Origin of the sequence: Streptomyces adustus (genome assembly GCF_009377175.1) — a bacterium.
GTDB lineage: Bacteria > Actinomycetota > Actinomycetes > Streptomycetales > Streptomycetaceae > Streptomyces > Streptomyces adustus.
Map to the genome: position 1 here is coordinate 1 of NZ_VJZD01000089.1, position 22182 is coordinate 22182.

General features: G+C 74.2%; 17 protein-coding genes and 1 pseudogene. 8 read left to right on the forward strand and 10 right to left on the reverse strand.

Annotation, left to right across the window (positions count from 1 at the left end):
* A pseudogene (locus FNH09_RS22055) lies at nt 1–124 on the forward strand (acyl-CoA dehydrogenase); the annotation flags it as partial.
* A gap of 135 nt (nt 125–259) precedes the next feature.
* Here FNH09_RS22055 and FNH09_RS47725 read toward each other — a convergent pair.
* The 3 genes from FNH09_RS47725 to FNH09_RS22065 all read right to left on the reverse strand — a co-directional run bounded on the left by FNH09_RS47725 (nt 260) and on the right by FNH09_RS22065 (nt 3494).
* Nucleotides 260–427 carry a hypothetical protein gene (locus FNH09_RS47725; protein ID WP_202919723.1) on the reverse strand — a complete coding sequence of 56 codons (168 nt, stop codon included), beginning with the start codon at nt 425–427 and terminating at the stop codon, nt 260–262.
* A 107-nt stretch (nt 428–534) separates the two neighbouring features.
* Nucleotides 535–2715, reverse strand: coding sequence for an MMPL family transporter (locus tag FNH09_RS22060; RefSeq protein WP_152890629.1), 2181 nt, complete (start codon nt 2713–2715; stop codon nt 535–537).
* A 272-nt stretch (nt 2716–2987) separates the two neighbouring features.
* Complete coding sequence (locus tag FNH09_RS22065) at nt 2988–3494, reverse strand: MarR family winged helix-turn-helix transcriptional regulator (RefSeq protein ID WP_375971485.1); 507 nt, start codon at nt 3492–3494, stop codon at nt 2988–2990.
* Nucleotides 3495–3608: 114 nt separating this feature from the next.
* On the opposite strand from FNH09_RS22065, the gene FNH09_RS22070 reads away from it, so the two are divergent.
* Complete coding sequence (locus FNH09_RS22070; RefSeq protein WP_162468918.1) at nt 3609–5138, forward strand: SDR family oxidoreductase; 1530 nt, start codon at nt 3609–3611, stop codon at nt 5136–5138.
* Between the two features lie 941 nt (nt 5139–6079).
* Entirely contained in the window at nt 6080–7453 is a 1374-nt protein-coding gene (locus tag FNH09_RS22075; RefSeq protein WP_152890634.1) for a cryptochrome/photolyase family protein, read from the forward strand.
* A 66-nt stretch (nt 7454–7519) separates the two neighbouring features.
* Here the strand turns inward: FNH09_RS22075 and FNH09_RS22080 are convergent, their stop codons facing one another.
* Nucleotides 7520–8590, reverse strand: a complete 1071-nt coding sequence (locus FNH09_RS22080; protein ID WP_152890636.1) for a MerR family transcriptional regulator — start codon at nt 8588–8590, stop codon at nt 7520–7522.
* 137 nt (nt 8591–8727) lie between these two features.
* On the opposite strand from FNH09_RS22080, the gene FNH09_RS22085 reads away from it, so the two are divergent.
* Both FNH09_RS22085 and sigK read left to right on the forward strand, forming a co-directional pair.
* A complete protein-coding gene (locus FNH09_RS22085) occupies nt 8728–9330 on the forward strand; it encodes a sigma-70 family RNA polymerase sigma factor (protein ID WP_152890638.1) in 603 nt (200 codons plus the stop codon).
* Between the two features lie 216 nt (nt 9331–9546).
* On the forward strand, nt 9547–10131 hold the full coding sequence (sigK, locus tag FNH09_RS22090) for an ECF RNA polymerase sigma factor SigK (protein ID WP_162468919.1): 585 nt from the start codon (nt 9547–9549) through the stop codon (nt 10129–10131).
* 84 nt (nt 10132–10215) lie between these two features.
* Here sigK and FNH09_RS22095 read toward each other — a convergent pair whose 3' ends face one another.
* From FNH09_RS22095 to FNH09_RS22115, 5 genes are read right to left on the reverse strand one after another with little or no spacing between them, the layout of a single operon-like run.
* Complete coding sequence (locus FNH09_RS22095; RefSeq protein ID WP_162468920.1) at nt 10216–11016, reverse strand: DUF1295 domain-containing protein; 801 nt, start codon at nt 11014–11016, stop codon at nt 10216–10218.
* On the reverse strand, nt 11013–12350 hold the full coding sequence (locus FNH09_RS22100; RefSeq protein WP_152890640.1) for an SAM-dependent methyltransferase: 1338 nt from the start codon (nt 12348–12350) through the stop codon (nt 11013–11015). The genes FNH09_RS22095 and FNH09_RS22100 overlap by 4 nt, the downstream gene beginning before the upstream one ends.
* Nucleotides 12347–13633, reverse strand: a complete 1287-nt coding sequence (locus FNH09_RS22105) for an SAM-dependent methyltransferase (protein ID WP_152890642.1) — start codon at nt 13631–13633, stop codon at nt 12347–12349. Before FNH09_RS22105 ends, FNH09_RS22100 begins: the two co-directional genes overlap by 4 nt.
* Nucleotides 13630–14379 (reverse strand): DUF1365 family protein, encoded by a 750-nt coding sequence (locus FNH09_RS22110; protein ID WP_162468921.1) that lies wholly within the window; start codon nt 14377–14379, stop codon nt 13630–13632. Before FNH09_RS22110 ends, FNH09_RS22105 begins: the two co-directional genes overlap by 4 nt.
* Nucleotides 14376–15668: an NAD(P)/FAD-dependent oxidoreductase gene (locus FNH09_RS22115; protein WP_152890646.1), complete on the reverse strand. Its 1293-nt coding sequence runs from the start codon at nt 15666–15668 to the stop codon at nt 14376–14378. Before FNH09_RS22115 ends, FNH09_RS22110 begins: the two co-directional genes overlap by 4 nt.
* A gap of 232 nt (nt 15669–15900) precedes the next feature.
* On the opposite strand from FNH09_RS22115, the gene FNH09_RS22120 reads away from it, so the two are divergent.
* Entirely contained in the window at nt 15901–16341 is a 441-nt protein-coding gene (locus FNH09_RS22120) for an SPW repeat protein (RefSeq protein ID WP_152890648.1), read from the forward strand.
* A 156-nt stretch (nt 16342–16497) separates the two neighbouring features.
* Here FNH09_RS22120 and FNH09_RS22125 read toward each other — a convergent pair whose 3' ends face one another.
* On the reverse strand, nt 16498–17964 hold the full coding sequence (locus FNH09_RS22125) for an APC family permease (RefSeq protein WP_152890650.1): 1467 nt from the start codon (nt 17962–17964) through the stop codon (nt 16498–16500).
* 123 nt (nt 17965–18087) lie between these two features.
* Between FNH09_RS22125 and FNH09_RS22130 the strand changes: the two genes are divergently transcribed.
* The gene (locus FNH09_RS22130; RefSeq protein ID WP_152890652.1) at nt 18088–19272 is read left to right on the forward strand and encodes an ROK family protein; all 1185 of its coding nucleotides are present in this window, start codon (nt 18088–18090) and stop codon (nt 19270–19272) included.
* 172 nt (nt 19273–19444) lie between these two features.
* Entirely contained in the window at nt 19445–22165 is a 2721-nt protein-coding gene (locus FNH09_RS22135; RefSeq protein ID WP_162468922.1) for a glycosyl hydrolase 2 galactose-binding domain-containing protein, read from the forward strand.
* Nucleotides 22166–22182 lie beyond the last annotated feature (17 nt).

Below are 22182 nucleotides of genomic sequence, written 5' to 3' on the forward strand. Positions count from 1 at the left end.
GGCGATGGCGTTGACGAGCCGCGCCCAACGCCTCGCCAGGGAGGGGCTGTTCCTGCTGGTCCAGGGCCAGACGGAGCGATCCCGCCAGGCACATCTGCGCACGCTGATCGACGGGTCCGGCTGAGCGTCGGCCGGAGGACGGCGGACGACGGTCGCGACACGTCCGGCCGCCATTCCGGTCGGCCGTCCTCCCGCGCGGCCCCCGCCTCGGTCGGCGATCGTCCCGGCCGGTCGCCGCCCTCGTCGGCCATCGGCCCGGTCAGTCCTCGTCGGGGCCGGGAACCACCACGAGGAAGGTGTCCGAGGTCAGATCCATGACCACGGTCGCGGGCTCGCCCTGCGCGCGGCGGGCCGCCGCGTACTCCTCCGCGGGCCAGGAACCCCGCGGGGCTCCCGCGGGAAAGCGCTGCAACACCTTCGTGCTCATAGCGGCGGACACCTCCGGATCGACCGTGAGAACCGTAAGGACCGCCTGCCCCCGATCGGCGCGGCCATGCGCGCCGACCGGGGGGGGACGGGTCTCGTGCCGGACCGTCAGCGCGGCGCGTGCTCCTGCGTCTTCGACGCGGGGTCCGCCGGGTCGAGCGGTGCGCCGTCCGCGGTCCGCGCGGTGTCCGCGGCGGGAGTCCGGCTCAGTCGTCCCGGCCACCACGCCCTGGCTCCGATGTCCAGCACCAGGGCGGGGACCAGGAGCGAGCGCACCACGAGGGTGTCGAGCAGGACGCCGAAGGCGACGATGAAGGCGATCTGCACCAGGAAGGCGAGCGGGATGACCCCGAGGGCGGCGAAGGTCGCGGCGAGCACCACGCCCGCGGAGGTGATGACCCCGCCGGTGCTGACCAGACCGCGCAGCACGCCCTGGCGCACTCCGTGCCGCATCGACTCCTCCCGGACCCGGGACATGAGGAAGATGTTGTAGTCGACGCCCAGGGCGACCAGGAACACGAAGCCGTACAGCGGGACCGACGCCTCCGTCCCGGTGAAGCCGAACACATGGCGGAAGACGAGGGCCGAGACGCCCAGTGTGGCCAGGAAGTTGAGCGCCACGGTGGCCACGAGCAGTGCCGGCATCAGCAGCGAGCGCAGCAGCACCGTCAGGATGACGAAGATGATGACGAGGACCACGGGCACGATGAGGCCGCGGTCGCGCTCGGCGGTGCGCAGGGTGTCGTACTGCTGTGCGGTGTAGCCGCCGACGACGGCGTGCGCGCCGGGGATCGCGTGCAGCGTGGTGCGCAGCCGGGCGACGGTCGCCTTGGCCTCGTCGCTGTCCGCGGCGGAGGTGAGGGTGACGTCGACGAGCACCCGTCCGTCGACGACCAGGGCCTTGCCGCCGGGGCGGCCGGAGCTCGCCACACCGGCGGCGGAGTCGACACCCTCGGTGTCCTTGGCCGCCGCGACCACCCGGTCCAGTGCCCCGGCGTCGGCGACGACCACCGTCGGGTTGCCCGAACCGCCGGGGAAGTGGGCGCCGAGGGACTTCTGGGCGGCGACGGAGGGGACGGCGTTGACGAAGATCTCGTCCTGCGGGACGCCTCGGGAGTTGAGGGCCGGGGCGAACGCGGCGCACGCCAGCAGCGCGGCGAGGGAGACCGCCCAGACCTTGCGGGGCGACCGGTCGACCAGCTGCGCGACCCGGTGCCACACCCCTTCCCCGGCCCCCGGACCCCGGGCGGGCCGGGGCTTCGCGGGCCAGTAGGCGGCGCGGCCCAGCAGGACGAGGGCCGCGGGCAGGAACGTCAGGGCGCTGAGCGCGGCGCAGCAGATGCCGATGGCGCCCACCGGTCCGAGCGCCCGGTTGTTGGTGAGGTCGCTGAACAGCAGGGCGAGCAGCGCGAGGGCGACGGTGGCCGCACTGGCCACGACGGCGCCCCAGGACCGCCGCAGCGCGGCCCGTACGGCCGTGAACCGGTCCTCGCCCAGGGCGAGTTCCTCACGGAAGCGGGCGGTCACGAGCAGGGCGTAGTCGGTGGCGGCCCCGATCACGAGGATGGAGAGGATGCCCTGGATCTGTCCGTCGACGCGGACCACGTCGTGGTCGGCGAGCACGTACACCACCGCGCAGGCGAGCCCCAGCGCGAAGACCGCGCCGAGGATGACGATGAGCGGGAGCAGCACGCTGCGGTAGACCAGCAGCAGGATCACCAGGACGGTGACCAGGGCCACGACGAGGAGCAGTCCGTCGATCCCGGAGAACGCGTCGGCCAGGTCGGCCTGGCTGGCGGCCGGCCCGGCCAGCTGGACCGTGGTGCCGGGCACACGCGCCGCGGCGGACCGGATCCGGTCGAGGGTGTCGGGGAGGGCGGTTCCCAGGTCGGGCCGCAGCTGGACGACGGCCTCCAGGGCCGCGCCGTCCTCGGAGGGGATCGCGGGCGACACCCGGCCGACGACGCCCGGTGTGCCGGGGAGCGAGGCCAGGGCACGGTCGGCGGCCGCGCGGCTGTCGGCGATCCGGGCACCCGCAGCGGCGTCGGCGGGGGCGGTCCACAGGACGATCGCCGGCAGTGTCTCGTCCTGCCGGAAGGCCCGCTGTTCGGCGACGGCCTCGGTCGACTCGGCGCTGCGCGGCAGGAACGCGGCGCGGTCGTTCGTCGCGACCTCGCCGAGCCGCCCGGCGTAGGGCCCGAGCAGGCCGCCGACGCCGAGCCACACGGCGAGCAGGACCAGGGGGACGAGCCGGACGAGTGTGCGGGCCCGTCGTGGAGTGGTGGACATGGTTCTCCGTGTTCTCCGTGCTCCGAGAAAGTGGGTGTCTCGACGGTAGATAATCTTAATGAAAAACAATCTTGATGATTGAGATATATCGACCGCCGACGATCGTAGACGACACCCACCCTTCCGCTTCCTACCGGCCCGCGGATGCACGGAGACACGGGCGTTCGCACGCACGGGCATGCGAAGGCGCCCGAAATCACTGGACATCACCGGAAATCACCGCACGTCGTACGAGGACGCCGGCTGCGACGGCGGGACGGGCCGCCGTCCCGTCAGTGTCCGGGGTCCTTGATCCCGGCGAGCTCCTCGTTCAGGGCCGCCAGGAAGCGCAGCACCAGTGCCAGCTCGTCCTCGGTGAAACGGGACCGCGCGGCCGCGGTGGCGTCCGCCAGCGGGCGGAAGTAGGTCCGGGCCGCCGGCAGGGCGCCGGCCGCGTAGTGCAGGTGGACCACCCGGCGGTCGGCGCTCTCCCGGACGCGCCGGATGTGCCCCGCGCGCTCCAGCCGGTCCACGCACGCGGTCACCGCGCCCGAGGTGAGCCCGAGGTGCTCGCGCAGCCGCTTCGGGGTCATCGGTCCCTCGGCGTCGAGGATGGCCGCGAGCGCCTGGACGTCCGTCGGATGCAGTCCCTGCTCCCCCGCGAACCCCTGCATCAGACGGTTGATCTCACCGTTCATCCGGCGCAGCTGGACGCCGAAGGCGGGCAGGTCGGTGGGCACCGCGTCGTCGGGGGACCGCTGTCCCCGCGCGCGCTGCTCCCGGTCGTTCGCTGTGGCCACACGGCCAGCGTATAGAAACCCGAACGCCGCATCCGGAGGGGTCCGGCTCGGGGAAGTGATGCGGGAGGGATCGATCACGATCGAGGGGGCCGCGACGCGAAGGGCCGCATGTACATGAACGCAGACGACCCCGGAGCCGGGCTGCGCTGCCTGGTGACCGGCGCCACCGGCTACATCGGCGGCCGGCTCGTCCCGGAACTGCTCGACGCGGGCCACCGGGTGCGGTGTCTGGCGCGCTCCCCGGAGCGGCTGCGCGACCATCCGTGGGCGGGCGACACGGAGGTGGTACGCGGCGACGTCACCGACGCCTCGTCCGTCGCCGACGCCCTGCGGGACATCGACGTCGCCTACTACCTGGTGCACGCCCTGGGCAGCGGCAAGGACTTCGAGCGGACGGACCGGGAGGCCGCCCGGGTCTTCGGCGAGCAGGCCCGGGCAGCGGGCGTACGGCGGATCGTCTACCTCGGCGGCCTGGCCCCCGCGGAGGTCCCCGAGCGCGAGCTCTCGCCGCATCTGCGGTCGCGGGCGGAGGTCGGCCGCATCCTGCTCGCCTCGGGGGTGCCGACGACCGTGCTGCGGGCGGCCGTCATCCTCGGCTCCGGTTCGGTCTCCTTCGAGATGCTGCGCTACCTCACCGAACGCCTCCCGGTGATGGTCACCCCCAGCTGGGTGCACACCCGGATCCAGCCGGTGGCGGTGCGGGACGTGCTGCGCGTCCTGGTCGGCAGCGCCCGGATGCCCGCGGACGTGAACCGCGCCTTCGACATCGGGGGGCCGGACGTCCTGACGTACCGGGAGATGATGGTGCGCTACGCCGCCGTCGCGCGGCTGCCGCGCCGTCTCATCGTCTCCGTGCCGATGCTCTCCCCCGGCCTGTCCAGTCACTGGGTCGGCCTGGTCACGCCCGTGCCCGCGGCGATCGCGCGGCCGCTCACCGAGTCGCTGCGGCACGAGGTCGTCTGCCACGAGCGCGACATCGTCCGGTACGTCCCCGACCCGCCGGGGCATCCGATCGGCTTCGACGAGGCGGTCCGGCTCGCCCTGCGCCGGGTGCGCGAGGCGAAGGTGACGACCCGGTGGTCGTCCGCGTCCGTGCCCGGCGCCCCGAGCGACCCGCTGCCCACCGACCCGGACTGGGCGGGCGGCAGCCTCTACACCGACGAGCGCGAGCAGCCGGTCGAGGCCTCGTGCGCGGCGCTGTGGCGGGTGATCGAGGGCATCGGGGGCGAGAACGGCTGGTACTCCTTCCCGCTGGCCTGGGCCGTACGCGGCTGGCTGGACCGGCTGGTCGGCGGGGTCGGACTGCGCCGCGGGCGCCGGGACGCGGCGCGGCTGCGGGTCGGCGACTCGCTGGACTTCTGGCGGGTCGAGGAGATCCAGCCCGGACGGCTGCTGCGGCTGCGCGCCGAGATGCGGCTGCCGGGTCTGGCCTGGCTGGAGATGTACGTGGACGCGGACGGCGACGGCCGCACCCGGTACCGCCAGCGTGCCCTGTTCCATCCGCGCGGGCTGCTCGGCCAGGCCTACTGGTGGAGCGTCTCCCCCTTCCACGCCGTCGTGTTCGGCGGGATGGCCCGCAACATCGCCCGCGCCGCGGCGGCGAGCCCGGTCGGGCACGGCGGGGACCGGGCACCCCTGGGCTGACGGCCGCGCACGCCCCTGGCCTGCGGGCCGTGAGCCGTGGCCCGTGGCCCGCTGAGCGAGGGGCGCGGGCCGCTGAGCGCGGGGTACTCGGCGCTGGGCTGCGGGTCGTACGCGCTTGAGCTGCGGGCGGCGCGCCGCCGGGCCGAGGGCCGCGGGCCACGCGCCGCCGGGCGAGGGGCACGCGGCGCTGAGCGAGAGGCACGCGCCCCTGGGCGGCGCACCGCCGATCTGCGGGCCACGGGCTGCGGGCCGCGGGCTGCGGGCCACACGCCGCCGGGCGAGAGTGCGCGGCGCTAGCGCGGGGCACGCGCCCCTGGGCAGCGCGCGCTGAGCTGCGGGCCGCGGGCTGCGTGCCGCTGAGCGAGGGGTGCGCGCCGCTGAGCTGCGGGCCGCGCACCGCCGATCTGCGGGCTGCGGGCTGCGGGCTGCGGGCTGCGGGCTGCGGGCACGCGGCGCTGAGCGAGAGGCACGCGTCCCTGAGCGGCGCACCGCCGATCTGCGGGCCGCCGATCTGCGGGCCGCGGGCTGCGGGCCACACGCCGCCGGGCGAGGGGTGCGCGGCGCTAGCGCGGGGCACGCGCCCCTGGGCTGCGCACCGCTGAGCTGCGTACCGCGGGCTGCGTGCCGCTGAGCGAGGGGTGCGCGCCGCTGAGCTGCGGGCCGCGCACCGCCGATCTGCGGGCTGCGGGCTGCGGGCACGCGGCGCTGAGCGAGAGGCACGCGTCCCTGAGCGGCGCACCGCCGATCTGCGGGCCGCGGGCCGCTGAGCGAGGGGGGCGTGCCGCTGGGCGAGGGGCGCGCGCCCTGGGGCCGAGGACCGGGCGCCGTCGGGTCGAAGGCCGTGTGCGTCGCGCCATCCGTGTCCGAGGACACCCGCATCCATCGGACGTCCCGGGCCGGAAGCACCTCCACGGCCCCCACTCTTCTCCGGAGCATGCCTCATGAACGTCTCGGTCGTCCTGTTCACCTGCGACCTCCGTCTGCACGACCATCCGCCGCTGCGCGCCGCCCTCGACGGCTCCCGGCAGATCGTGCCGCTCTTCGTCCGCGACCCGGCCGTGGACGGCGCCGGTTTCGCCGCCGCCAACCGGCTGGCGTTCCTCGCGGACTGCCTGCGCGACCTGGACGCGGGCCTGCGCGAGCGCGGCGGACGGCTCGTCCTGCGCCACGGCGACGTCGTAGAGGAAGTCTGCAAGGCGGCGGCCGAGTCGGACGCGGACGAGGTGCACATGGCGGCCGACGTCAGCGCCTTCGCCCAGCGGCGCGAGGAACGGCTGCGGGCCGCGCTGGAGGCCCAGGGCGTACGGCTGCACGTCCACGACACGGTGAGCACGGCCGTCCCGCCGGGTGCCGTGACACCGGCCTCCTCGGACCACTTCGCCGTCTTCACCCCCTACTTCCGGCAGTGGTCGCGGCAGACACTGCGCGACACCCTCGGCGCGCCGCGCGTGGTGCGGGTCCCGGACGGCATCGGCTCCGCTGGACTGCCCTCCCGGAAGGGACTCACCGGGGTGTCGGAGGGACTGGCCGCGGGCGGCGAGACGGCGGGCCGGGAGCGGCTCACGGCCTGGCTCCGCCGCGGCGTCGACGCCTACGAGACCGGCCAGGACGACCTCGGCGGCGACGCGACCTCCCGGCTCTCCCCGCACCTGCACTTCGGCACCCTCTCCCCCGTGGAGGTCGTCAACCGGGCGCGCCGGGCGGGCGGTCCCGGCGCCGAGGCGTTCGTACGGCAGCTCGCGTGGCGGGACTTCCACCGTCAGGTGCTCGCCGCGCGCCCGGCGGTGGCCACCGCCGACTACCGCACCAAGCGGGACCGTTGGCGGTCCGAGCGGACGGCGCGGGAGGACGTGGCGGCGTGGCGGGAGGGCCGGACCGGCTATCCGGTGGTCGACGCGGGGATGCGCCAACTCCGGTACGAGGGCTGGATGCACAACCGCTGCCGGCTGCTGACGGCGAGTTTTCTCACCAAGACGCTCTACGTCGACTGGCGGGTCGGCGCCCGGCACTTCCTGGACCTGCTGGTCGACGGCGACGTCGCGAACAACCAGCTCAACTGGCAGTGGATGGCGGGGACCGGCACCGACAGCCGCCCCAACCGGGTGCTCAACCCCGTCACCCAGGCCAAGCGGCACGATCCCGACGGGGCCTACGTGCGCCGGTGGGTGCCCGAACTGGCGAGCGTCGAGGGGCCGTCGGTGCACGAGCCGTGGAAACTCCGGGGGCCGCAGCGCGCGGGGGTGGACTACCCGGAGCCGATCGTCGACCTCTCCGAGGGACTCGCCCGCTTCCGGGAGGCCCGCGGACGCGACTGAGGACGCGCCCGACCCACGCGGCGGGCGGGCACCGCCTGCGCGCGCCGGGCGCCCGCCGGACACGCGCTAGCCGGGCCCGGTGTAGAGACCGGCCAGCAGGTCCACCGCGTCGCCCAGGGTGTTCGGTCGCGCCATCCCGTGGGTGGCCCGGCCGAGCCAGCCGGGGCCGGCGAGCATCACCAGGGGCTGTCTACGGGCGCCCTTGACGCCCCACTGCGCGGCGGCGACGTGCTGGGCCAGCGGCAGGCTCGCCGAGGAGCGTGCCTGGGCCCACAGGACCACGGCCGCGGGCCCCAGCCGGCCGACCGCGGCGATCAGCGCCTCGGCGGGTACGGCGGCCCCGAACATGCGGGTGGGTACGCCGAGTTCGCTCAGTCCGGCGTCGAGCGCCTCCAGCGGCAGGGTGTGCTGCTCGCCGGGTACGCAGGCGAGCACCACCGGTCCCGGCGCCCCGGCGTCGACGTCCCCGTACCGCCCGGTGGGCCGGGTGTGCCGGTGCAGGGTGCCGGAGACATGCCAGGACAGCAGGTGCTCGACCTCGACGTAACGGTCTCCCGACGAGGCCCACTTGCGTCCCACCGCGTGCAGCGTCGGCACGATCACCTCCTGCCAGGCGACCGTCAGCCCGTGCTCCTCGACGGCCCGGGCCAGTTGCTCCTGGACCGCGGGGGCGTCGAGCCGGACGGCGGCACGGGCGAGGCCGCGGCACTCCTGGCGCACGTCGCCCAGGGGCAGCGGCCCGGCCGCGGCCCGCCCGCCGCGATCCCCCGCGCGCCAGGCACCGGGCTCACCCTGGGCGGCGGGGACGGCGGGCATGGCCGAGGCGGTGGCCCGGGGGGCCGTGTCGGCCGGCTCGCCCTGCGCGGCGCGGGCCGCCTCCGCGGGCGGCACCCCGGCGGCCGTCAGCCGGCACATCGTCTCCAGCCTCGCCACGTCCTGCCGGGTCCAGCGCCGGTGGCGTCCGTCGGAGCGGACCGCCGGACCGATGCCGTACCTGCGGTCCCAGGAGCGCAGCGTGGTGGGCGACACCCCCAGCCGACGGGCCACCGCACCGGTGGTCAGACCCGCGACGGCCGCACCGTCGCCCGACTCCTCGCCCGGGGACTCGCCCGGGGACCCACTCGGGGACTCGCTCATGACGCCGACTGTACGGCAGCCAACCGATGCACAACCGATGCGCATTGAGCGGGCGGCCCCTCCGCTCGCAGGATGACGGTACCGGGGCCCGTCGACGGTGACGTGGACCGGTCCGTACGAAGCGAGGAGTCGCCGTCATGAGTCCGGATCCGAGCGCCGCGCCGCCCCCCGCCGCACCGCTGTGGACCCGGCCGCAGGAGTCGTACTCCGACGAGGAGCTGGCCCGCGGTCTGGTGGCGGGCGACGAGGCCTGTCTGGCCGTGGTCTGCCACCGCTGGTCGGCGCTGGTGCACACGCTCGCCCGGCGCTCGCTGGGGGACGCCAGGGAGGCGGAGGACGTCGCGCAGCAGGTGTTCCTGGGGGTCTGGCGCGGCCGCCTGGGCTACCGGCCGGAGCGCGGCACGCTGGCGGGCTGGATCGTCGGCATCACGAAACGCAAGGTCGCCGACGCGCTCGGCGCCCGGACCCGCCGCGCCGAACTCGTCTCCACGGCCGGCTCGGTGCTCGCGCCCGCCGCGCAGCAGCAGCCCGAGGCCGTCCTCGACCGGGTGCTCGTGCGCCACGAGCTGGCCCGGCTCCCGGCCCCGCAGCAGCGGGTGCTGCGGCTGACCTTCTACGAGGACCTGACCCAGGCCCAGATCGCGGAGCGCACCGGTCTGCCCCTGGGCACGGTGAAGAGCCACGCGCGCCGCGGGCTGCTGCGGCTGCGCAGCTGTCTTCCGCAGGACATGTGCGCCTGAGGCGACACCGGGGACGGGCAGGCGGTCGCTCTTCGCACCGGTTTTCGATGCACGAACGATGCAGCGAAGGGACGGGCGCATCCGAACCGCCGTCGCCGCCGGAAGGGAGGGACAGGGCGTCGCGGGCGGACCCCGGCCTTCGCCCTTCCACCGGCACCGGCACCGGCACCGGCACCGGACGACGCCCGCACGTGTCGACTCCCGGAGGTCTCTCCCGTGACAGAAGCCGTCCACGTCGGCGGGGCTCCCGCATCGCGACCCGACCTGGAGGAGTTGCTGAGCCAGGTGGCCCTGGGCGACCAGCGGGCCTTCGCCGCCCTCTACGACGCCGTGGCGAGCCCGGTGCTGGGCGTCGCCCGCGGTGTGCTGCGCGACCGCGCGCAGTCCGAGGAGGTCGCACAGGAGGTACTGGTCGAGGTCTGGCGCACCGCCCGCCGCTTCCGCCCCGAGCGTGGATCCGCCGTCAACTGGATCCTCACCCTCGCCCACCGCCGGGCGGTGGACCGGGTCCGCTCTGCGGAGGCCGCCGCGGCCCGCGACCACCGGGCGGCGCTGCTCGACCGCATGCCCGCGTACGACCAGGTGACCGAACAGGTGGAGGCGCGCCTGGAGCGGGAGCAGGTGCGGCACTGCCTGCTCGCCCTGACGGAGATCCAGCGGCAGGCGATCACCCTGGCCTATTACCGGGGGCTGACCTACCGGCAGGTCGCGCAGGACCTCGGGCTGCCGCTCGGCACGGTCAAGACCCGGCTGCGCGACGGACTCGTCCGACTGCGCGACTGCCTGGGGGTGGACGGGTGAGCGCCGTCGGCCCGCACCCGCCACGCCGTTCGCGGTACCGCCGCCGCTCGCGCGCGCGGTCCCGCGCCAGGGCCGCGGCCCTCGTCAGCCGCGCGGCGGCCGGGGGAAGAACCCGCTGGTGCGGGCGGCGTACCGGGCGTAGCCGGGGCGCCCGGCCAGGTGCCGCTCCAGCATCGGTTTGCCGCTCCCCCGGATGAGCAGGAAGCTCATGACCACCGGTGACACGAGGGACAGCGCGGCCGTCGCGGCGGAGTCGCACGCGATCAGGTACAGCCCCCACCACACGCAGAAGTCGCCGAAGTAGTTGGGATGGCGGGTGTAGCGCCACAGCCCTTGGTCCATGATCCGGCCTCGGTGGGCCGGGTCGGCCTTGAACCGGGCGAGCTGGGCGTCCCCGACCGCTTCGAAGAACAGGCCGACCGCCCACAGCGCCGTGCCCGCCCAGGCGAGGCCCGACATCTCCGTCCGCACGTACTGCGCGGCCTGGACCGGCAGCGAGACCAGCCACACCAGGGCGCCCTGGAGCAGGTACACCATGCGCAGGGCGTACAGGTCGCGGCTGCCGGGGGCCTTCGCCAGCAGTGCCTCGTAGCGCGGGTCCTCCCCGTGGCCGCGCCCCCGCCGGGCGATGTGCGCGGCCAGCCGCAGTCCCCACACGGACGTCAGGACGGTCACCAGCACCCGGCGCCCGGTGTCGCCCTCGCCCGCCGAGGCCGCGCAGCTCACCAGGGCGACCGCGGTGAAGCCGAGCCCCCAGGCCACGTCCACGATCCGGTGCAGGCGCCTGCGTACGGCGACGGCGAAGGTGACCAGCATGACGGCCAGGGCGGTGAGGGCGGCCCAGAGCAGGTTGTCCGCGAAGGCGTCCCAGGCGACGGCGTTCACGGCCGGTCCAATCCCGCGTACCAGTGCGCCGGTGTGGCGGGCATACCGCTCACCCCGTCGGCCGTGGGGCGCACGCTCAGGATCTGGTCGACGCCCATGCGGCGCTGTTCGAAGGCGAGCGCGCCGCCGACCAGGTACAGCCGCCACACCCGGGCCGTCTCCTCCCCGACGAGCCGTACGACGTCGCTCCAGCGGTCCTCCAGGGTGCGGTGCCAGGCGGCGACCGTACGGACGTAGTGCTCGCGCAGCGACTCCACCGACCGCACCTCCAGACCGGCCCCCTCCAGCAGCGACACGGTCTCGCCGAGCGGCCGCATGTGCATGTCGGGCGCGATGTACGTCTCGATGAACGCCCCGCCGCCGGGCGCGCCGGCGCCCCGCGACATCTGCTGCACCAGCACCCGGCCCCCCGGTCGCACTAGCCGGTGCAGGGCGGCCGTGAACGCCGGGTACTCGGCGTCCCCGACGTGCTCGCCCATCTCCACGCTCGCGACGGCGTCGTACGCCCCGCCGCCGATGTCGCGGTAGTCCTGGCACACCACCTCGACCCGGTGCTCCAGCGCGCGTTCGCGTACCCGGGCGCGCACGTGGGCGGCCTGCTCGTGGGCCAGGGTGACGGCGGTGACCTGCGCCTTGTGCTCCTCGGCCGCGTACAGGGCGAGGGAGCCCCAGCCGCAGCCGATGTCCAGCAGTCGGCTGCCGGGCACCAGGCCGAGCTTGCGGCAGACCAGCTCCAGCTTGGCGTGCTGGGAGCGCTCGGCGGTGGCGTGCGGCTCCTCGCCCGGCCAGTAGCCGCACGAGTAGGCCATGGTGTCGTCGAGGAGCAGCCGGTAGAAGTCGTTGGAGAGGTCGTAGTGGTGGCTGACGGCGGCCCGGTCGCGGGCTCTGCTGTGCGGTGCGCCGCGCAGCCGGGCCTGCGAGGCGGGGTCCGCCGGGCGCGGGCCGACGGCGCCGAGCCGTGCGGCCGTGCCGAGCGCGCGGGTCCGGTCGGCGAGGGTGAGCCGGGGCGGGTGCAGGGCGTGCTCCCGTACGGCGGCCCACATGGCGCGCAGGGCCTCGGCGAGATCGCCGTCCACGTCCAGTTCGCCGGTGACGTAGGCCTGGGCGAGCCCGAGTTCACCGGGCTGCCACAGCAGCCGGCGCAGCGCGCGCCGGGAGCGTACGACCACGACCGGTCCGTCGGCGGGGCCCGTCTCGCTGCCGTCCCAGGCGCGCAGCCGCAGCGGCAGCGGGCCGCCGAGCGCGTCCCGGACGAGCGCGGCGAGCCGGTGCGCGGCGCCGGGCCGCGCGGTGCGCGGGGTGCGCGGCGTGCGCGGGGTGCGCGGCGTGCTCATCGGGCAGGGGCCTCCTTCGTGAGCAGGTACTGCTGTACGTCGAGGTAGCCGGAGCGGAATCCGGCCTCGGAGTAGGCCAGGTAGAGGTTCCACATCCGCCGGAAGGTGTGGTCGAAGCCGAGCCCGGCGACGTCCTCGGCGCGCTCGGCGAAGCGCTGCCGCCACAGACGCAGGGTCTCGGCGTAGTGCGCCCCGAAGCCGTCGCGCCGGGTGACGGTCAGCCGGGTGTGGTCGCGGACGGCCTCGGCGACGGCCTCGACGGAGGGCAGCCTGCCGCCGGGGAAGACGTACTTCTGGATCCAGGTGTAGGTGTCGCGGGTGGCGAGCATGCGGTCGTGCGGCATGGTGATGGCCTGGAGGGCGGCGCGGCCGCCGGGGGCGAGCCGGTCGTCGAGGGTGCGGAAGTACACCGGCCAGAACTCCTCGCCGACGGCCTCGACCATCTCGACGCTGACGACGGCGTCGTAGGTGCCGCGGGCCTCGCGGTAGTCGCACAGTTCGATGTCGACCAGGTCGGTCAGTGCGGCGTCGTGCACGCGGGCGCGGGCCAGGTCGCGCTGCTCGCGCGAGAGGGTCAGCGAGGTGACGTGCGCGCCGCGGGCGGCGGCCCGGATCGCGAGTTCGCCCCAGCCGGTGCCGATCTCCAGCAGCCGGGTGCCGTCGCTCACCTGTGCGAGGTCCAGCAGTCGGTCGATCTTGCGGTGCTGGGCGGCGGCGAGCTCGTCCCAGCGGGCGGGGAGACGGTGGAAGACGGCGGAGGAGTAGGTGAGGGTGTCGTCGAGGAAGAGGGCGAAGAGGTCGTTGGACAGGTCGTAGTGGTGGCCGATGTTGGCGCGGGCGCCCTCGGGTGTGTTGCGCCGGGCGCCCGGCTGCCGCGGCGCCCACAGGCCGCGCAGCCGCTGGAGCGGGGCGGGGATCAGGTCGGCGGCGTGGGCGGCGAGCACGGTGAGGGCGCCGGCCAGGTCGGGCGCGTCCCACTCGCCGGCCATGTACGACTCGCCGAAGCCGATCAGGCCCCGGGCGCCGATCCGGGCGTGGAACGCCCGGGGTGCGTGGATCTCCAGCAGCGGTCCGCCGCGGCCGGCCTCGGTGCCGTCGGCGTACCGCGCCCGCAGCGGCAGCCGGTCCAGAGCCCTGCGTACCACCGCCGCCGTGACGGCCGTACGGGCCCGGGAGGCGTCCCGCGGGGCCGCCACGTCGGGCCAGCGGGCCGGGTCGACGCCCGCGGCGGCGGGGCGTACGACGCGCCGCACGGCGGCGGGGCGGGGCTCGACTGTCGTCATGTCACGCTCTCCTCGGGGTTCCGGGTGTTCGCGGCGGCTTGTCCGGGGCGGGGCTGGACCGGCAGTCCCTTCAGGTACAGGCGGATGCCGTGCACCCGGATCGCGGCGGACACTGCGACGGTGGACCACGGATGGCGCAGGGCCTGCCGCAGCACCTCCCGCGCGGTGACCGCGCGCCGGCCGCCGCGCACGGTCGCGGTGAAGGGGCGGCCGCCGTCCCGGTCGAGGTGCACGGTCACGTCGAGCCGGTGGCCGGGTACCGGCAGGCGCATGCGGTAGCGGCCGTCGACGGGGAAGAACGGGGAGACGTAGAACTCCTTGTCGGCGGACGCCGTTCCCGACGCGTCCGGGTGCAGCAGGTAGCAGTGCCGTCCGCCGTAGGTGTTGTGCACCTCGGCGACGACGTGGCGCGGGGTGCCGTGGGGGTCGTGGCACCAGTAGAGGGTGAGCGGGTTGAAGACATGACCCAGGACGCGGGCGTGGGTGAGCATCAGCACCGGGCCGCCCGGCGGCGGTACCCCGTGTGCGGCGAGGAACGCCTCCAGGGCGGCCCGCACCGGGCGCCCGTCGCCGGTGAAGTGGTCGCGGGGGTCGAACCTCGCCAACGGCCGCAGCGGGCGCGGCAGTACGGGGGGCCGGTCGGGGTCGAGAAGCCACAGGTAGGTGCGGTGGCGCAGCGTGTACCGGAAGGGCGCGGTGCGCACATGGGTGATCGTGCACGGGTACAGGGCGGGCACGGCTGTCACCGGCGCACCCCCAGTGTCGCGGCGGCGCGGACGCCGGAGCGGCAGCCGTCCTCGTGGAAGCCCCAGCCGTGGTAGGCGCCCGCGTAGGCGGCGACGGCCGTGTCCAGGTCCGGGAGGCGCTGCTGGGCGGCGACCGACTCGGCGGTGTACACGGGATGTTCGTAGACCATGCGGGCCAGGATCCGAGCGGGGTCGACCCGGTCCTCACCGCCCAGGGTGACGACGAACGTCTCGGCCGCGTCGAGGCGTTGGAGGCGGTTCATGTCGTAGCTGACCCGGACCCGGTCGGCGCCCGCCGTGCAGGAGGGCAGCAGGTGGTTCCAGGAGGCACGGGCGCCGCGGGCGCGCGGGAGCAGCGCGGTGTCCGTGTGCAGGAGGGTGGTGTTGCGGGTGTAGCGGAACGCGCCGAGGACCTCCTTCTCGGCCACGGTGGCGTCGGCCAGCAGGTTCAGCGCCTGGTCCGGGTGCACGGCGATCACGACGCTGTCGTAGGACTCGACAGTGCCGTCGTGGAGGGTGATCTCGGCGCCGTCGGGGTGCCGCCGCAGGGAGCGGACCGGGGTCGCGAGGCGCACCGCGTCGAGCCGTTCGGCGATCCGGTCGACGTAGCTGCGGGAGCCTCCGGTCACGGTGCGCCACACCGGCGAGCCGCCGATCGAGAGCATGCCGTGGTGCTCCAGGAAGCGGAACAGGTGGACGGCCGGGTGGCCTCCGGCGGTGACCGCGTCGCAGGACCACACGGCGGACACCAGCGGTGTCATGAAGTGCGCCCGGAAATAGGGGGAGAAGCCCTCGCGGTCGAGGAACGCGCCGAGTGTGAGGGGGTCTTCGGCGCCCCGGGCCAGTTGCCGGCGCGCCGCCCGGTGGAAGACGGGGACCTCGGCGAGCATCCGCAGGTAGGCACCGCGCAGGGCGTTGCGGGGCCGGGCGAGCAGGCCGACCGGGCCGCGGGCACCGGCGTATTCGAGCCCGCAGCCCTCGCACCGTACGGACAGGCTCATCTCGGACTCCTGGGTGGCCACGCCGAGTTCGCCGAAGAGCCGCAGGAGGTTCGGGTAGGTACGGCGGTTGTGCACGATGAAGCCGGAGTCGACCTGGTGCACGCGGCCGTCGGACGAGGTGAGCCGGTGGGTGTGGGCGTGTCCGCCGAGTCTGTCGTCCGCCTCGTACAGCGTGACGTGGTGGGCGCGGGCGAGTACATGGGCGGCGGTCAGGCCCGCCACCCCGCTGCCCACCACGGCCGTACGCCGCCGCCCGTCACGCGCCCCGCCCGCGGATCCCGCCGTCATGTCCGCCACCGCCTTCCGCGCGCCCCGGTTTTCCGGAGCCCTCGCGCGTAATCCGTGGCCGCGGCACGGGTGGATTGGTCGGCGCTCCTCCGGCAGGCCGGACGGGGCAGCGAGTGACCAGATATCGCCACCCTCTACACATAAGGGGGAAATAAGAGCAGAATGGGGTGTAAGCGGCGTTCACCGCATACCGCCACACGCGGTTCGGCCTGTCAGTCAAAGGAGACGCGTCATGGCCAACGTCTCACCGACCAGGGGTGACATATCCACTCACCCCGATGCCGCCGAAATGCGGGAACGCTACGCCCGCATGCTCGGCGGTCGTGATGTGGTGCTCATGGACGGGCCGGTGTTCCTGCTCGGCCTGTACTGCGCCGTGTCCCCGTGGATACTCCACTACACGCTGAGCCAGCCGGCACTCGTGCCGCACAACCTGATCATGGGTGTGGCCATCGGCCTGCTGGCCCTCGGGTTCACGGCCGCACCGGCCCGGATGTACGGGCTGAGCTGGGCCATGTGCGCCCTCGGCGTGTGGATGATCATCGCGCCCTGGATCGTCGGCACGAGCCCCGACATGGGAGTCGCGCTGAACAACATCATCATCGGCGCGCTGGCCATCATCCTCGGCGGGATGTGCGCGATGACGGCGGCACGCAGCCTTCCCAAGCCATAAAAGTCTCGCAACTATCACAGGAGGCGAGTCGACGGGCCGGCCGGTCCGCATCCAGCGGGCCGGCCCGCCTGTGTCCGCGCACGGACGCCCACCGGCACGGCCTCGCGCCGCGGCGCCGCCGCGGACGTCCCGGCGCGAGGCGCGCACCGGGGACGGTCAGGTTCCGGCGGGCTCGGCCTCCGCCGCGGGTGCGGCGTCGTAGCGCTCGTCGATCTCCTTCCCGCCGAACGGCCACACCTTCTCCCGCCACGCCCAGATCAGGAACGCCGCACAGCCGAGGGCCAGCCAGGCCAGCGACCACTCGATGGGGTGCCGGCCCGGGGAGTTGTGGTCGGCGTAGCCGTAGATGACGCACCAGCCGGCGAGGGCGACGACGCTCGGCAGCGGATAGAGCCACATCCGGTACGGGCGGTCGAGCGTCGGCCGGCGCCTGCGCAGGACCGACAGGGCGACGATCTGGGCGAGCGCCTGGACGATCACCATCACGGTGGTCAGCAGCTGGATCAGGGTCGCCAGGTCGGTGTGCCGGCCGATCAGGAAGCCGATCGCGGTGATCACGCCCATCGCGGCCAGGCCCGGCACGGGGAACCGGTGCCGGGGGTGGAGCTTGGCGAACGGGCGGAAGAACACCCCGTCGCGGGCGGCGTCGTACGGCACCCGCGAGCCGCCGAGCAGCCCGGTGAACACCGAGGCGAAGGCCGTGACCAGGATCAGGACGGTCACCGTGTCGGCGGCGCCCCTGCCCCAGGTCTCCTCCAGCACCGCCGACGCCACCGAGGTGGAGGCGATGTCGGCCGGGTCGGTCATCCGGTGCCAGTCGACGACGCCGAGCGTGCCGATCTGGAGCAGCAGGTAGATCCCCATGATGCCGAGGACGGAGAAGACGATGGAGCGCGGCAGGGTGCGGCCGGGGTCCTTGATCTCCGCACCCATGTAGGCGGTGGTGTTGTAGCCGAGGTAGTCGTAGATGCCGATGGTCAGACCGGCGGCGAAGCCCGGCCAGAAGTGGCCGCTCGTCAGGTCGAAGGCGCCCGCCGGGTAGGTGAAGGCCCGGTGCGGGCTGAAGTGGGTGGCCGCGGCGGCGATCACCAGGACCACCGAGGCGATCATCACCACCCACATCACGGCGGTGATGCGCGCGATGTGCTCGATGCCGCGCCAGAGCAGGATCACCACCAGCGCGATGACACCGAGGCCGATCAGATCGCCGGACGTCCGGCCGAGATCGGGCGCCAGATAGCTTAAGTACTGGACGAAGCCGACCACGCCGGTGGACATGATCAGCGGGATGAAGAGCATCGCCGTCCACACGAACAGGAACGGCATCAGCCGCCCGGTGCGGTACTGGAAGGCCTGGCGGAGGTAGACGTAACTGCCGCCGGAGCCGGGCATGGCGGCGCCCAGTTCGGCCCAGACGAGCCCGTCGCACAGCGCCAGCACGGCGCCCGCGACGAACCCGACGACCGCCTGGGGGCCGCCGAACGCGGCGACCATCAGCGGGATCGTCACGAACGGACCGATGCCGCACATCTGGCTCATGTTGATGGCGGTGGCCTGGAACGGACCGACGCGGCGGACGAACCCCTCCGGGGAAGGAGGGGCAGGGGGCGGGGTACCGGACATGGGGACTCCTGACACACGGCAGGGAGACGGGCTCGCCCGGCGGAACCGACCGAGTGGCCGATATAGTTAAGGAGACTTACTAGATGCGTCAAGTATGCGTCGGCCGTGCACGAGAATGGTCCGATGCCCGCAAGCGACGCCGCAGATCAGCCGGATCAGCCCTGGAACCGGCAGCGCCTGCGCAGCACCAACGAGCGGCTGCTGCTCGACCGGCTGCGCGGCCTCGGCGCGGCGTCCCGCGCCCAGCTGGCCCGCGAGACCGGGCTGTCCAAACCGACCGTGTCCAGCGCGCTGGCCGCGCTGGCGGCCGTCGGGCTGGTCCGCGAGGTCGGCACCCACGCCCCCGAGCGCGGCCGCACCGCGGTCCTGTACGCCCCCGACCCGGCCGCGGGGTACGCGCTGGGCGTGGACGTGGGACGCGGCTGGCTGCGGGTGGCGGTCGCCGACCTCGACGGCACGCTGGTCGCCCGCGCCGACGTACGCAACCGCGCCCGCGGCTCCGGCGCGCTGGCGGACCTGGTCGTCTCCACCGCCCGGCAGGTGGTCGCCGACTCCGGCGTGGACCCGGCCGAGGTGGTGCACGGGGTGGTCGGCACGCCGGGGGTGTACGACGAGAAGCAGCGCCGGGTGCGCTACGCGATGCATCTGCCGGGGTGGGGCAGGGCCGGCCTGCTGGAGGACCTGCGGGAGGCCCTGGGCGTCCCGCTGGAGATGCACAACGACGCCAATCTGGCCGCGCTGGGCGAGTACACGTACGGGGTCGGCGCGGGCAGCAGGCTGTTCGCGTACATCCTGATCGGCACCGGTCTGGGCATGGGCGTGGTCAGCGAGGGACGGCTGTTCACCGGGGCGCACGGGCTGGCCGGGGAGATCGGCTTCCTGCCCTGGCCGGGGCAGCCGAGGCCGGAGCGGCTGGAGGACGCGGTGTCGGGGGTGGCCGTGGTGGAGGCGGCACGCCGGTTCGGGATGAGCGGGCAGCTCACCGCGAAGGCGGTCTTCGAGGCGGCCCGGCACGGCAACCCGGCGGCGCTGCGCGCGGTGCGGCTGGAGGGCGAGCGGATCGCCCACACGGTGGCGGCGGCCGCCGCCGTGCTCGACCCCGACCTGGTGGTGCTCGGCGGGGGCGTCGGCCACAGCGTCGACCTGCTGCTGGGCCCGGTCCGGGAGCATCTGCGCGCGCTCACACCGCTGCGGCCGCGGATATCCCCCAGCCGACTGGGTGAGGACGCGGTGCTGCTCGGCGCGGTGGCGACGGCGCTGGGCACGGCCCGGGACACGGTGTTCGAGCGCAGGTCAGCGAGGTCGTGAGCCCTCGGCCGTCCGGGCCGGATGCCCCGGCCGGCCGCGCCCCGACCCCTCGGGCGGCGTCCTGGACACCCGGGCCGCGGTCATTGACTCGCCCTGCCTCGGGTCCTAGCCTGACCAGAATTAGTAAAGTTTCCTAACTTTATGAGGCCACTTTACGAGGCCGGAGACCGCCGTGTTCCCTCGCCCCGCCGCCCGCGGCTGTCTCGCCGCCTCCGTCCTGGCCCTGGGGCTGGCCTGGTCGCCCGACCCGGGCTCGTGGGCCGAGAACCGGCACCCCGCACCCCCGACGGCACAGGTCCGGGCCACCCACGTCCCCGCCGCCGCAAACACCGCCACCCCGCTCACCGGCTACGCGATCCAGTCCACGGCGAAGGTGACCGACGCCCCCTCGGCCGTCTCCTCCCCCGGCTATCGGACGGCCGGCTGGTACCCGGCCGGACCTCGCTCCACCGTCCTCGCGGCCCTGCTCGCGGCCGGCGTCCACGCCGACCCGTTCCGCTCCACGAACCAGCAGCGGATCCCGAAGGCCGACTTCCAGGTGCCCTGGTGGTATCGCTCCGACTTCACGGTCGGCGACCCCACGGCGCGCACCTACCTCGACTTCAGCGGCGTGATCCCGGCGGCGGACGTGTACGTCAACGGCAGGCGGGTGGCCGCGGCGGCGGACGTCACCGGCGCCTACACCCGGCACGAGCTGGACGTCACCTCGCTCGTGCGGGCGGGCACGAACACGGTCGCCTTCCGGATCCGGCCCAACGATCCGAACCGGATGCTGACCATGGGCTGGCTCGACTGGCTCCAGCCGCCGCCCGACCAGAACATGGGCATCGTGCGCGACGTCGTGGTCCGCCGGGGCGGCCCGGTCGCGCTGCGCGACGCCCACGTGGTGACGAAGCTGGACGTGCCGTCGCTGGCGTCGGCGGACCTGACGGTCAAGGCACAGGTCCGCAACGACTCCGGCGCACCGGTCACCGCCGAGGTCGGCGGCCGCGTCGCCGCCACGTCGTTCACCACGACCGTCGGGCTCGCCGCCCACGAGGCGAAGACCGTGGTCTTCACCCCCGCCGACGTCCCCGGTCTGCGGCTGGCCTCCCCGAAGGTCTGGTGGCCCGCGGGCATGGGCGGCCGGCCCCTGTACGGCCTGGATCTGACCGCGTCCGTCGCGGGCCGGGCGTCGGACACCGCGCACGAGAACTTCGGCATCCGCGACGTCCGGGCGCCGCTGAACTCCGACGGCGCCCGGCAGTACCGGATCAACGGCCGCCGTCTGCTGATCAAGGGCGGCGGCTGGTCACCGGACGAGTTCCTGCGCTGGGACCGCACCTACGTCGAGGACCGGCTGAAGTACGCCCTCGACCTCGGCCTCAACACCGTCCGGCTGGAGGGACACATCGAGCCGGACGAGTTCTTCGACCTCGCCGACCGGTACGGCGTCCTCACCCTCCCGGGCTGGGAGTGCTGCGACAAGTGGGAGGGCCAGGTCAACGAGAACGGCGCCGGCGAGAAGTGGAAGCCCGCCGACTACGTCGTGGCCAAGGCCTCGATGGCCGCCGAGGCCGCCCGGCTGCGCGGCCACCCGAGCGTGATCTCCTTCCTGATCGGCAGCGACGCCGCCCCCGACGCCACCATCGAGAAGAACTACCTCGCCGCCCTGGAGGCCGCCGACTGGCCCAACCCCGTGATCCCCGCCGCGTCCGACGCCTCCGCGCCCGTGTCGGGCCGCTCCGGGATGAAGATGACCGGCCCCTACGACTGGGTACCGCCGCACTACTGGTACGCCAAGCGGGAGGGCGGCGCCACCGGCTTCAACTCCGAGACCGGCGCGGGCCCCGACATTCCCACCCTCGACACCCTGCGCAGGATGATGACACCGGCCGAGCTGGACACCCTCTGGAAGGACCCGGAAGCCAAGCAGTACCACCGCTCCCCGTCGGCCACCTTCGGCACGCTCAAGCTCTACGACCACGCCCTCGCCGGCCGCTACGGCGCCCCCACCGGCCTGACCGACTACGTACGCAAGGCCCAGCTCGCCCAGTACGAGGCCGTGCGCGCCCAGTTCGAGGCGTACGGGCGCAACGCGACCGACACCTCGAGGCCGTCCACCGGGGTGATCTACTGGATGTTCAACAGCGGCTGGACCTCGCTGCACTGGCAGCTGATGGACCGCTATCTCGACCAGGGCGGCGCCTACTTCGGGGCGAGGAAGGCCAACGAGCCGCTGCACGTGCAGTATTCGTACGACGACCGCTCGGTGGTCGTGGTCGCCAACCGCGCCTCCGGCGCCTCCGGACTCACCGTACGGGCCACGCTGTTCGACCCCGACGGCACGCAGCGGTACGACCGGACCGTCACCGGGCTGAAGGTCGGCGGCGCGGGGTCGCGCACCACGGCGCTGACGCTGCCCGCCTCGGTGAGCGGGCTGTCCACGACGTATCTGGCGCGGCTGGTGCTGACCGACCGGGCCGGCCGGGAGGTCGGCCGGAACGTGTACTGGCTCTCCGAGAAGGCCGACACGCTCGACTGGGCGCACAGCGACTGGTACCACACGCCGACGACGGGCTACGCCGATCTGACGGGGCTGGCGTCGATGGCACGGGTGCCGGTCTCGGCGACGGGCTCGACGGTGTCGGCCGGCGGCACCTCGACGACCACGGTGACCGTGCGCCGCACCGGCGGCGGCCGGACGCCGTCGCTGCTCACGGACGTCCATCTCGTGGACGGCAAGAACCGTCCGGTGCTGCCGGTGCGCTGGTCGGACAACCAGGTCAGTCTCTGGCCAGGTGAGTCGGCGACCCTGACCGCCACCTACCGGACGGCCGATCTGCACGGCCTCGCGCCCCGGGTGCGGATCTCCGGCTGGAACGCGAAGGAACTGACGGTACCGGCGAGCTGAACCCGCGGGCCCGGCCG

Coding starts and splice junctions, on each gene's coding strand:
- FNH09_RS22105 (WP_152890642.1), bottom strand. CDS start 13,633: ATGACGACAGTCGAGCCCCGCCCCGCCGCCGTGCGGCGCGTCGTACGC.
- FNH09_RS22075 (WP_152890634.1), top strand. CDS start 6,080: ATGAACGTCTCGGTCGTCCTGTTCACCTGCGACCTCCGTCTGCACGAC.
- FNH09_RS22100 (WP_152890640.1), bottom strand. CDS start 12,350: ATGAGCACGCCGCGCACCCCGCGCACGCCGCGCACCCCGCGCACCGCG.
- FNH09_RS22120 (WP_152890648.1), top strand. CDS start 15,901: ATGGCCAACGTCTCACCGACCAGGGGTGACATATCCACTCACCCCGAT.
- FNH09_RS22130 (WP_152890652.1), top strand. CDS start 18,088: ATGCCCGCAAGCGACGCCGCAGATCAGCCGGATCAGCCCTGGAACCGG.
- FNH09_RS22125 (WP_152890650.1), bottom strand. CDS start 17,964: ATGTCCGGTACCCCGCCCCCTGCCCCTCCTTCCCCGGAGGGGTTCGTC.
- FNH09_RS47725 (WP_202919723.1), bottom strand. CDS start 427: ATGAGCACGAAGGTGTTGCAGCGCTTTCCCGCGGGAGCCCCGCGGGGT.
- FNH09_RS22070 (WP_162468918.1), top strand. CDS start 3,609: ATGAACGCAGACGACCCCGGAGCCGGGCTGCGCTGCCTGGTGACCGGC.
- FNH09_RS22060 (WP_152890629.1), bottom strand. CDS start 2,715: ATGTCCACCACTCCACGACGGGCCCGCACACTCGTCCGGCTCGTCCCC.
- FNH09_RS22080 (WP_152890636.1), bottom strand. CDS start 8,590: ATGAGCGAGTCCCCGAGTGGGTCCCCGGGCGAGTCCCCGGGCGAGGAG.
- FNH09_RS22085 (WP_152890638.1), top strand. CDS start 8,728: ATGAGTCCGGATCCGAGCGCCGCGCCGCCCCCCGCCGCACCGCTGTGG.
- FNH09_RS22115 (WP_152890646.1), bottom strand. CDS start 15,668: ATGACGGCGGGATCCGCGGGCGGGGCGCGTGACGGGCGGCGGCGTACG.